Consider the following 12,028-nt stretch of genomic DNA (forward strand, 5'->3'; position numbering starts at 1 on the left):
AAGAGAAATAATTTTAATTCAAAAATAACATTTTTTCTATTGAATAATTTTTTTAAACCTGTTATAATGGTAAAACATTATTTTAGGAGGAAGCCATGAATAATTCGATTTTCGATAAATTAAAACGCGCTGAACAAGGTGCCAAACTTAGTATTCTGTCATATTTATTGCTGACCGTTTTAAAACTTTGCGCTGGTCTGTTTTTTAAATCTTCAGCCTTAGTTGCCGATGGTATTAACAACGCTACCGATGTAATTTCATCAGTATGCGTACTTATCGGTTTGAAAATTTCTAGAAAACCAGCTGATGAAGATCATTTATACGGTCACTTCAGAGCTGAATTAATTTCAACATTAATAGCTTCATTCATTATGTTATATGCAGGAATCGAAGTAGTAATGTATGCAATAAAAAAAATTATTTCAGGAAGCTACGAGCAACCTAGCCTACTATCTGCCGTTGTCGCTTTTATAGCGAGTGCCATTATGCTTGGGGTTTATTTCTATAATATTCGTCTAGCTAAAAAAATCGGAAGTAAATCTCTTAAAGCTGCAGCCCTTGATAATCTTAGTGACGCTTTTGTTTCTATCGGAACATTAATAGGAATCATCGCTACATATATCGGACTTCCAATAGCTGATTCAGTAGTCGCAATAATCGTCGGATTACTTATTATTTACACTGCTGTTAGTATTTTCAAAGAATCTACACACGTTCTTACTGACGGCGTTGATACTGAAGTGATAGATAAGGTTAACGATATTGTAAATGATATTAAAGGTGTAACATCAATAGTAGATACGAAAGGTAGAACTCATGGCTTACTATACTTTATCGATATTACTGTTACAGTTGAACCATCATTAAATGTTAAACAAAGTCACGACATTACCGTAAAAATTGAAAAAGCATTATCTAAAGAATTCTATTATTGTGAAACTTTAGTACACTTAGAACCGCATGGTATTGCTTGCCATTCACATTAAAATATTTCAAGATGAAATTGTACTTCTTTTAACTTAAGTTACTTCTAGTATAATTTCATCTTTTTTTACTGCACCGATGTTTGACAAAAACAAATACTAAAAGTATAATTATTGTACGTATAAAAGTATTTTTAACTATTAATTATCTTTTAATTAAATAGTATAAAATACTACTTAAATATAAAATTGGAGTTTTTAAATTTATGACGCACGCAAAAGCAATATTCTTTGGTGAACATGCAGTCGTTTACGGATACAAAGGAATTACTATTCCACTTCCACAAATGAATGTAGAAGTCACTTTAGAAGAAACAGATACAATTCAACAAAGAGATGAAATTCTTAGCTTCATCGCTGATTCATGTGGAATTGATAATAAAACAAAAATTAATATTACTAGTACCATCCCTGTAGGGCGTGGACTAGGTTCTTCTGCTGCGCTGAGTATCGCTATTGCACGTGCAAAAAAACTCCCAAACGTTAGAGAAATAGCTAATAAATGTGAGAAATTTATCCACGGGAATCCTAGCGGTATTGATGTAAATCAAGTACTTAGTGACACTCCCCTTTTATTTTCAAAAAAAGACGGAGCTAGTGAGTTAAATTTTAATCTAAATAGTTATTTACTGATTATCGATACTGGTGTTGTTGGAATTACTAAAGAAACTCTAAAACACATAGCTGATAATTATGTTGAATACGAGAAATATATTACTGAATTAGGTGGAATCACCAATTTAGTAATCGAACCGTTAAAAAATAAAAACATCGATCTTGTCGGACAATATATGTATAAAGCTCATGATTTATTGCGAAAACTTGGAGTAAGTCACGCGAGCAACGATGAAGTCGTAGAAATTTGTAAAAACAATAATGCAATCGGTGCTAAGCTAACTGGCGGTGGTGCTGGTGGATGTTGCATTAGCCTTAGTAAAACAAAAGAAAATGCGTTAGAAATTCAAAACGCACTAAAAGAGAAAGGATATTCATCATGGATAGTTACAGTTTAGGTTATGCTAATATTGCCCTAGTTAAATACTGGGGGAAAAAATCTAAAGATCCTGTCTTACCTTATAATCCTAATATTTCTTTAAGATTAGACAATCTTTTATCAAAAACAAAAATTGAGAAAAACGATAATAATGTTGATGAATTTTATATCAATGACGAAAAACAAAGCCAAGAAGAAGTCGATAAAATGATTAAATTCATCTCTAAATTCACACCAACTGAACGTGAAGCTATAACTATTAGAAGTTATAATACTGTTCCTACTGCTGCTGGGCTTTCTTCAAGTTCTAGCGGAACTATGGCATTAGTACTTGCTTGTAATGAATATTTCAAATTAAACAAAACTACTAAAGAATTAGTTGAAATAGCTAAAGAAGGTTCTGGTTCTTCATGCCGAAGCTTCTATAAACTTGCTGCTTGGCTTGAAGATGGAAGTGTTGAAGAGTTAGAATGCTCTCTAGACTTTGGAATGATGGTTCTTGTTGTTAATGAAGATAGAAAGAAAATTTCTAGTCGTGTCGCAATGGAGCGCTGTGTTCAAACATCGACAACATTCGATGCATGGGTAGAAAAAGCTAAAAACGATTTTGTATTAATGAAAGAAGCTCTAAAGGAAGCTGACTTCGAGAAAATTGGTGAGATTACAGAAAGTAACGCACTAGCTATGCATGGTACAACTTCTACATCTACTCCAAGTTTTTCATTCTTAACTGAAGAAAGCCATATGGCTATGGATATCGTAAAAGAATTACGTTCTAAAGGTCATAGATGTTACTTCACTATGGATGCTGGCCCAAATGTGAAGGTGTTATACTTAAGGGAAGATCAAGACAAATTATATGAGGAAATTTCAAAATTATGGAAGAAAAAAATAATTTTGTGCATGGAGTAGCATACGGTAAACTCTATCTCGCTGGTGAATATGCGATTTTAGAAGATTACGCTTCTGCACTAATAACAAGTGTCCCTAAAAAAATTACAGTATTTGTAGAAGAAAGTGATAAAACTACTATATTCGACACAATTAATAAAACTTCTGTTGGCCTTTTTGAAGAAAATAGTAACTTCACACTAGTTCAACAATTTATCCAATTTTTAACAGAATATACAATTAGTAATAAGACCTTCGCTTTAACTATTTTCAATGAACTTCATAGCGATGATAAAAAATACGGTCTAGGTTCATCTGGTGCTGTTCTTGTCGCTATAGCTCGTGCAATCTTATCATTTGAAAATATCCCTTATAATAATTTAACTATTTTCAAATTAGTCGCCCTATTTAATATTAAACATAATCTAAGCGGATCCATGGGGGATGTTGCTGCGAGTATCAACGATGGAATCACCTTCTATCAAAAATTTAATGCCGAGTTCGTTAATGAAATGATTCACCAAGACAAAACTGTTAAAGAAATAATTAACACAAATTGGGATGGACTTCTTATTGAAAAAATACATCCTAAAGCTGATTTAAGCATCTTAGCGCGTTGGACTGGTGAAGCTGTTGATACGAAAGAGCACGTTAAACTTTGGAAAGAACATAAAGATAATTACAAAGAAGAATTTAGAGTTTTTGTTGAAACTTCAAATACTCTAGTTAAAACATTGAAAAAGAATTTAAATGAAACAGATGCATCAAATGCATTAAATACAATAAATAAACTTAGAGAAAATCTATTATATTTAGAAAGTTTCTCTAAAATACCAATGGAAACAAGTACGATGAAAAGCTATATTGAATCACACTCAGCTGGTAAGCAAAGCGGTTCTGGAAGTGGTGATTTTGTACTAGGATTCGAGAAAAGTAACGATAAGTATCAGCTACAACTGAACTTAGAAAGATTATAATACACTACGAAAGGATTAATTATGAGAAAAAAAGATCATATTAGATTAGCGCTTGCTGATAAAACAAAAGTAACTAGCTTGGACTCATACGCAATTGATTACAACAGTATTCCACTTTTTGGATTAGATGATGTGGACACTTCGACATCAGTTTGTGGAGATCGTTGGGAATATCCATTCTTCATCAATGCTATAACTGCTGGTGGAGAAGATTGTAACAAAATTAATCAAGATTTTATGGAAGTTAGTAAAAAATGTGGAATTAATTTTTTCCCAGGATCATATTCTCCAGCTCTTAAGAGTAAAGAAGACGAAGAAGCTTATCCTAAAGGTTATTCGGTAAACTTAGGTTTAGATAAAGATCCACAACTTGTTTTAGAAGCAATTGAAAAATCACAAGCAAAATACATTCAACTTCATACTAATCCTCTTCAAGAAATCGTTATGCCAGAAGGTGATCATAACTTCGAAAGTTGGTACGCTAACCTAAAAGAAGTCAGCTCTAAATCTCCTATTCCTGTAATCTTAAAAGAAACAGGTTTTGGTATGAACGAAGCGACTATCAAACTAGCTATCGATTTAAATATACCAGCCGTTGATATCAGTGGTATGGGTGGAACAAACTTCGCAAGAATCGAAAATGGTCGAAGAACTGATAAATCAACTTACCTTGAAGCAATTGGCTACACTACTGCAGAAAGCTTAGAAATCGCCTACTCTTATAAAGATAAAATCGATATTATCGCAAGTGGAGGTATTCGTAATCCACTAGACGTTGTAAAATGTCTAGCATTAGGAGCTAAAGCGGTTGGTGTTTCTAAAATTTTCTTAGAAATTCTTGTAAATGAAGGAAAAGCTGCTCTTATTCAAGAAATTGAAAAATGGAAAAAAGAAGTTAAGTTCTTAATGATATTAATGAACGCTAGAAATATAGCTGAATTAGATAAAAAAATAAGAAAAGTAGAATTTTAAAAAAATAAGATTCCGTCCGGCTTGGATGGATTCTTATTTTAGTTTATGCGGTATCTCTATACTCAAAACTACTACTTTTGAGACTCTTCTAGTGCTGATAATCTTTTTATTGCTTTATTTAAATCGTCTTGTAGAGCATTAATTTTATTTTTATTCTTTTGATTTTCAGCAATTAAGTACCAACATGAAATTAATAACATAATATTTAAACAAATTATTGCAAACATACTATTCTCCTAATGATAATAATTAAAATAAGAATAACACAATTTTTCACTTTTAACAAGAGTAGGCCTACTCCATTATATAAATATAAAAAAAACCTCATCTTACGATGAGGTTCTTATTTTTAAATAAATCTAAAAGAGGGAAAGTTTTTTAGATTTTATTAATAAATTGCGTGTTAATTACCAATTATTAATATTTACGTTTTCTAGCCGCTTCAGATTTTTTCTTACGACGAACGCTTGGTTTTTCATAAAACTCACGTTTACGAACTTCTTGGATAGTTCCGTTTTTAGAAACAGCACGTTTGAAACGACGTAGTGCATCTTCTAGTGATTCATTTTTACGAACTACAGTTTTTGACATTGGATTTCCCTCCCTCCGATACTACAAAATCTTAATTTAATACTTAATTAAATGTTTAGAATGTAAAATAAATACAAACATTCTATCATTAAGACCGCTCTTTAAGCAATCTACTTACATATTGTATTATATTCTAACGTTCTTGTCAACCTTTAATAGCAATTTATTAACATATTTCTACGAAAATAACCTTTTCATTTATACATTAATGATACTATTTTTCAGATAACCAATTTTTAAATTCTTCAATAAAATTAGCATAACCTTCTTTATTTTTATGACTAGGTACTTGAGCTAAAAATACTTGATTTGGCAATTTAGTTTGACCTTTTTTAGTTATTAAAATAATAGCTTTTTGTTGTGAGGCATTTTTAAACATCTCATCAGGTAAAGTAATTACCGCATTTAAATTAATATCTTCTTCTAAGAACTTCTTAAAATTATCTTCAAGCTCAAGAACTTTCTTAGGTACTACTAATACCCCTACACCACTATCATTTAAGTAATTAGCCGCTTGTTCAATGAATAGTAAGGCATTCAAGCTATATCCTTCAGCACTGCAAAGTTTATAGTTTAAACTGTTATCCTCATCAGCATAATATCCAAAAGGCACATCACTGATAATGACATCTTGCTTTTTAATATTTAAAGGCTTAAGCGCATCTTGATTAATGATCTCAACATTAGTTTCTAATAAATTGAAAATATTTTGTTGTAATCTAGCATAGTTATTATCAACATCTACAGAAGTTAACTCATAGTCACCTTTTGATAAGGCAGCTAAGTTGATTAAGAAGTTCCCACTTCCACTAGCAAAATCAGCTACAGAAATCTTCTCGTTATTGTATAAACACTCTAAAATGTGAGATGCATACATAGTAATAACTTCTGGTGTAATATCGTAACTAGGATTATTCAACTCTTTAAGAGCTTTTAAAAGTAAAAACTGATAAGCTTTTTTAATATCCTCTTTAGAGAAATTGTCGACAATATCAAAATAATCTTCATCATTCTCCAAAGTTAAGTAATTCACTAAAGAGTCAAAATACAACCCTCCACCTTTATTCTCTTCTACCTGTTTATCTATCTTAAAAAATAATTTTTCTAAATCTGACATGGTTCCTCCTATATATTAGTATTCATTTATTTTTTTCTCAGTAAAAACATACAATAACTCTCTTAACATCTTTTTCTCAATATTCTTTAAATAATTATCATCGAATTCACGAATTATTATTTCATACATTTTTTCATTTTTAAAGAAGTTTGAATATGAAGTGATTTTTTCTGATCCTTTCTTTATTTCATAAATTTTTTGTAATTTTTCAATAATAAAGCTAAATAAATCTTCTAATTTCAAAATTAAATCATCTTTGGGATAATCCGTAAATAATAGCCCTGTTAAATTATCTTTATATACCTCTTCACTAGTATAATCGATTACTTCTCTTTTTTGTTTTTTTATTAAGTAACAAACTATAGCTAGTATTGTCAACTTACCATTCCTCATTATACCTATAGTATCAAGATCATTCATTTCTTTAATCTCTCTATTTGAGTATTCAGTATAAATATTACCTAATCTTACTAAATCGTATAAAGTATCAAAATCATGATCTCTTACAAACACTTGTGTATATAGTTTTTTTGATGAAAAAATTGTATTTTTACTATTTCTTGCTAAGCCAGGTTTTTGAAGAATACAAGATAATATCAATTGTCCTATATATTCGTTGGTTACACGTTGCCATTTTTCTCTTACTTTATTATAATTCTTAGCTTTTACTCCTCGCTTTATTTCTATTGCTAACGGATATTTATTACTTGCTGCACCACGTTCCAACTTTAATTGTTGTAAATCGTTAGATTTTAAATCGCGCAATTTTATAGGCTTTTGAGAATTTGACGCCTCTGAAATTTTACTTATAAAATTTTTAGTCTCTTCACTGATCAAATCTGATTTCACAATTTTACAAACTAAAGAAAAGTCATGTTTCCCGTCTATTAATTTACTTTTCCCCAGTTTAGTAGTTGTTTGCGCACCATTTATAATAGAAAAATTGTATAATTTTATTTTATCACCATCTTTTCGAAAATCTTCACATCCTATTGTGATTCCATTATTATAGAACCAAAAATTATCTTTATCATTTTTTATTGTTTGTTCTATTCCTTCATCTACACTTTTATCAGCTACATGCTCCCTTAGATTATAACTAAACAATCCATTTTCTGAATGCTTTTCATATAACGATTTTATAGATGTTGCTTTTACATTTACTATTATTCCATTCTCACCATATGCTAACATATCATTTTTATTACCATTATTCAAAAATATCTTTATAGCATCCTCTTCAACTAAGTCCCTATCTGAATAAGATATTACCTCATGTCTATTAATATCCTCTTTATCATAAATTGTAATATCAAAAGATGAAAATTCTTTTTTATTTTTTAATTCATCTATTTTTTTAAGAATGCTCTCATTTAATTTTGTATTAGTAAATAAAACAAATTCAATATTTTTATCATTATCAAGACCATCATATGCATTTTTATAAATAGATTTTAATTTTTTTGAATACTGGGCATAACTTTCATTTTCAAAATTTTCAACTGTATTTTTTATTTTATAAAAAACATTACTAATATCTTCTATAGTTAAATTCTCTGATGACTTCCCTTGAATCAAATACATAACTTCATCATCTGTATAAATAAAGTCAATACCACCATCTCCAGTTCCATCAGTAAAACCTGTTTTTATGTCAATTTTTCCTATATTACCTTTATAATAGAATAAATTCACCATTTCTAAAGTGAATAAATACTCCTCTGTTTGTTTCCCTTCCGCCAAATTCAAGTCTTGACACAAACTTAATATTTTTTCCTTTCTTTGTTCCATACTAATTTTCTCCTCATATCATTTTACATAATTATATCATATTTTACAGTATGTGTATTATTTATTATATCTCTTTTATGGTATTGCTTTGGAATTATTTAATGGAGAATAAAAGATAATATCTCAATCATTTTAAAATCCACAAACTAACTAATACTTAGTTTTTATTTAAAATATATTGCAGTATAATAAACTATTTTATTCACTTTTCTTCCGTAAAAAAATCATTTAAAAGATTTATATCCTCATTCTCATAATATTCTTGATATAATTTTTCTAATACTAATTCATCTTTTATATTTTTCTCAATATAAATCATCGCTTTAATAAATTCTTTATAATCTGAATCCATTATGTTATCTATAATTTTTACTATCTCTAAATATTTCACAATATTTCTTCCTTTAATTTTTATATAATAGATCCTAGCATTTATTTATTCAAGTGTCAAAACATAGAAAAAACAGGTTTTACAAAATTTAGGACTGATTTTTTCCATGCCCCGGATTTAGTATACAACCATAAAAAGAAAGATTTATATAATCAAACTTAATCAATATCTCCAAGCATTTTCTAGGAAATAATAAATACATTTGATTATATAAATCTTATTTTAAAATTATCCGAAAGTAAGCTAAAGCGTCAAACTTCTGTCTAAACACTTTTATTTTAATACTTTTATAAATCTTTTCTGAACTTTATCACAGGTATACCCGATATGTTCATAGAATTTATGTGCTTCTTCACGTTTCAATGCAGAATTTAACCTAATAAAGCTAATATTATTATCTACATTATAGTTTTCTAACTTACTCATAAGTTCTCTACCTATTCCCCTTCCTTGAAAATCAGGATTAACAGCAAGTCCTAAAATATTTAATCCTAGATCACTATAGAAACTTTCATACATTTGAGCATGAACAAATCCTATAATCTTCCTTGTGTTTTCATCTTCATAACCGATAATAATATGTTGTTTCTTGTCATTAGTTAACTTCACTATTTGTTTTTCTACATTTTCAACATCTACATCGTAACCTAATGCTGCTTTACAAATTTCTGCTACTTCTCGTGCATCTTCTATATTTATTTCCCTAAACATATACTCACCTTCTGGTTTTATCAAATATTATTTAACGTGCAACTTACTGCAACTTAAATTCTAATTTACTTCGCGACTTCTATTAAAGCTTGTTTGACTAAATCAAATTCTCTAGTACGAAGAGTTCTCATATCAAAAATTAATTCATTATCTTTAATTCGTGTAATAATAGGTATTTCTACTTCTAAAAGTCGTCTTTCTAATTCTGTAGCACTTAGTCTTGGATGTTCTAATTTTACCACAACACTTTCTAAGTAACTTGCTGGGTAGCTTCCTCCACCGACTTCTGCCTTATCTTCAGCTATTGTAATCTTGAAGTCTAAGTCACTAAGTCTTGTTTTTAGGACGTCTGCTTTACCAAATAAACGCTCTTTTGATAATGAAATCATGTGTAATGTAGGAATGTGTTCTAACGCTTCTTTCTCGTCTAAGTATAGTTTTAATGTAGCTTCTAATGCAGCTAAAGTCATCTTATCTACACGTAACGTACGAGTAAGCTGATTCTTTTTCATTTTTTCTATATATTCTTTTTTACCAACGATAATACCTGCTTGTGGTCCTCCTAGCAGTTTATCACCGCTGAAAGTCACTATATCAATACCACTATCAAGCACTTCTTTTACAGTTGGCTCGTATGGTAATCCATATTTAGAAAAGTCTACGAACTGCCCGCTTCCTAAGTCGTTTATAGACACTAGTTCGTTCTCACGAGCAAGGTAAGATATCTCTTCATTAGATACTTCTTTAGTAAATCCTACAATCTTATAGTTACTAGTATGAACTTTTAACAATGCTCCTGTATTGTCATTAATAACATTCTCATAGTCTTTCAAGTGTGTTTTGTTCGTAGTCCCTACTTCGATAGGTGTTCCACCACTTAGTTTTATAATTTCAGGAATTCTGAATGCTCCACCAATTTCTACCAGCTCTCCACGAGAAACTACTATTTCCTTGTCTTTAACTAGCGTATTTAATGTTAATAATACTGCAGCAGCGTTGTTGTTAACTACAAGTACATCTTCTGCACCTGTTAATTTTTTGATAATATCAATAAGGTGAACATAACGACTTCCACGTTTTTTATTATCGATATCAAACTCAAGATTAGAATAGTTAAATGCTACACTCTCAATATTTTCTTTAATCTTCTGACTTAATAAACTACGCCCTAAGTTTGTGTGTAAAATTGTCCCAGTTGCATTTATAACTCGGCGTAAAGAATTTCTATCTTCTTTTTTTACTATTTGTGTAACTTCTACTACAATTTTCTCTAAACTTGGAACTTCGAATAATTCTTCATTTAGTATTTCTTGTTTAATTCTATCAATATATTCTTTTATCGCTGATTTCACCGCTACTTCTGAATACTCATTTATCAATGATTTTACTTCATCTATTAATAAAATCTTATTTATTGCGGGAATTTGTGATAATAATTGTTTTGACATAATAATTCTCCTAAATTTCTTTTGCTAATGTTTTTATAGCATTAATAGCATAGTCTACTTCTTCTTCAGTATTCATACTAGAAAAAGAGAATCTCACTATACCTTGTTCTTTTGTCCCTAGTGCCTCATGCATTAGAGGTGCGCAGTGTGCTCCAGGTCTAACAGCAATATCATATTCTTCAGCAAGTACGTCTGCAACATCCGAAGCTGAAATACCTTTAAAATTCAATGAAACTACTGCTGTACGTTCTTTTGCAAAATCTCCATAAAACTCTAAACAGTCTAAGTCTTTTAATTCGTTATAGAATTTGTTCGCAAAGTCCATTTGTTTTTTATAAAGATTTTCTATTCCTTGTCTATTTATATATTTTATTCCCTCATGTAATCCTAAGATTCCTGCTGTGTTAAGCGTACCTGCTTCTAAGCGCAGTGGATATTCTCCTGGATGCTTCTCATCAAAAGTTCTAACTCCACTTCCGCCAACTTTAAATCTCTTAATTTCAGGTTCTTTAAGTCTTACACATAGACCCCCAATACCTTGTGGTCCGTATAAACTTTTGTGTCCAGTAAAACATAGGACATCTATTCCTAGTTCATCTATATTAATAGGAACTACTCCAGCAGTTTGCGAAGCATCAACAACTGAAATAAGATTATGTTTTTTACAGATAGCAGCAACTTTTTCCAAGTCTACTATATTTCCTGTAACATTCGAACCATGAGTGATAGCGATCATTTTTGTATTAGGTTTGATAGCTTTTTCTAACTCCTCATAGTCGATTAATCCTGTTTTTCCAGCTCTAACAATCGTATAATCACATCCAATTGTTTCATGAGCTAAATAAACTGGTCTTAATACTGAATTATGTTCCATTGAAGTCGTAATTACATGATCGTCTTTTTCTAATAATCCTAATATTGCTATATTTAGACTTTCTGTAGAATTACTCGTAAATACTACTCTATCTTCATCTTTTAAACCGAAAAATTTTGCAATATCATTTCTTGCTTCAAACACTTCACGAAAAGCGTTATTCGCTTCATAATAACTACCTCTTGATGCATTTGCATATTTCGCCGATGATAGCACTTCGTAGACTTTGTCCGCAACTTCTTTCGGCTTTTTAAGCGATGTTGCACCGTAGTCGAAATAATAACTCAT

Annotated in this window: 13 protein-coding genes; 5 read left to right on the forward strand and 8 right to left on the reverse strand. The window is 30.1% G+C overall.

All coding sequences use genetic code 11. The features are described 5' to 3' along the window. Positions 1-95 precede the first annotated feature (95 nt). The 5 genes from FOC48_RS07015 to fni all read left to right on the forward strand — a co-directional run bounded on the left by FOC48_RS07015 (position 96) and on the right by fni (position 4,817). Positions 96-986 carry a cation diffusion facilitator family transporter gene (locus tag FOC48_RS07015; RefSeq protein WP_003147333.1) on the forward strand — a complete coding sequence of 297 codons (891 nt, stop codon included), beginning with the start codon at positions 96-98 and terminating at the stop codon, positions 984-986. Between the two features lie 203 nt (positions 987-1,189). Continuing rightward, positions 1,190-1,996, forward strand: coding sequence for a mevalonate kinase family protein (locus FOC48_RS07020; protein WP_003147334.1), 807 nt, complete (start codon positions 1,190-1,192; stop codon positions 1,994-1,996). Beyond that, positions 1,978-2,889 carry a diphosphomevalonate decarboxylase gene (gene mvaD, locus FOC48_RS07025; protein ID WP_003147335.1) on the forward strand — a complete coding sequence of 304 codons (912 nt, stop codon included), beginning with the start codon at positions 1,978-1,980 and terminating at the stop codon, positions 2,887-2,889. Before FOC48_RS07020 ends, mvaD begins: the two co-directional genes overlap by 19 nt. Continuing rightward, positions 2,856-3,845, forward strand: coding sequence for a mevalonate kinase family protein (locus tag FOC48_RS07030; protein WP_003147336.1), 990 nt, complete (start codon positions 2,856-2,858; stop codon positions 3,843-3,845). The genes mvaD and FOC48_RS07030 overlap by 34 nt, the downstream gene beginning before the upstream one ends. Positions 3,846-3,866: 21 nt before the next feature. Beyond that, on the forward strand, positions 3,867-4,817 hold the full coding sequence (gene fni, locus FOC48_RS07035; protein ID WP_003147337.1) for a type 2 isopentenyl-diphosphate Delta-isomerase: 951 nt from the start codon (positions 3,867-3,869) through the stop codon (positions 4,815-4,817). Positions 4,818-4,888: 71 nt separating this feature from the next. Here the strand turns inward: fni and FOC48_RS07040 are convergent, their stop codons facing one another. The 8 genes from FOC48_RS07040 to FOC48_RS07075 all read right to left on the reverse strand — a co-directional run bounded on the left by FOC48_RS07040 (position 4,889) and on the right by FOC48_RS07075 (position 12,028). Further along, the gene (locus FOC48_RS07040) at positions 4,889-5,044 is read right to left on the reverse strand and encodes a hypothetical protein (RefSeq protein ID WP_003147338.1); all 156 of its coding nucleotides are present in this window, start codon (positions 5,042-5,044) and stop codon (positions 4,889-4,891) included. 190 nt (positions 5,045-5,234) lie between these two features. Beyond that, positions 5,235-5,408 (reverse strand): 30S ribosomal protein S21, encoded by a 174-nt coding sequence (gene rpsU, locus FOC48_RS07045; protein WP_003147339.1) that lies wholly within the window; start codon positions 5,406-5,408, stop codon positions 5,235-5,237. Between the two features lie 214 nt (positions 5,409-5,622). Further along, a complete protein-coding gene (locus FOC48_RS07050) occupies positions 5,623-6,525 on the reverse strand; it encodes a class I SAM-dependent methyltransferase (RefSeq protein WP_003147340.1) in 903 nt (300 codons plus the stop codon). 15 nt (positions 6,526-6,540) lie between these two features. Next, positions 6,541-8,316 (reverse strand): AIPR family protein, encoded by a 1,776-nt coding sequence (locus tag FOC48_RS07055; RefSeq protein ID WP_003147341.1) that lies wholly within the window; start codon positions 8,314-8,316, stop codon positions 6,541-6,543. A gap of 202 nt (positions 8,317-8,518) precedes the next feature. Then, a complete protein-coding gene (locus FOC48_RS07060; protein WP_003147343.1) occupies positions 8,519-8,707 on the reverse strand; it encodes a hypothetical protein in 189 nt (62 codons plus the stop codon). Between the two features lie 273 nt (positions 8,708-8,980). Continuing rightward, a complete protein-coding gene (locus tag FOC48_RS07065) occupies positions 8,981-9,418 on the reverse strand; it encodes a GNAT family N-acetyltransferase (RefSeq protein WP_003147344.1) in 438 nt (145 codons plus the stop codon). A gap of 65 nt (positions 9,419-9,483) precedes the next feature. Further along, positions 9,484-10,866, reverse strand: coding sequence for an L-seryl-tRNA(Sec) selenium transferase (gene selA / locus FOC48_RS07070; RefSeq protein ID WP_003147346.1), 1,383 nt, complete (start codon positions 10,864-10,866; stop codon positions 9,484-9,486). 10 nt (positions 10,867-10,876) lie between these two features. Beyond that, positions 10,877-12,028 (reverse strand): aminotransferase class V-fold PLP-dependent enzyme, encoded by a 1,152-nt coding sequence (locus FOC48_RS07075; RefSeq protein WP_003147347.1) that lies wholly within the window; start codon positions 12,026-12,028, stop codon positions 10,877-10,879.

Source organism: Gemella haemolysans, assembly GCF_012273215.1.
GTDB lineage: Bacteria > Bacillota > Bacilli > Staphylococcales > Gemellaceae > Gemella > Gemella haemolysans_A.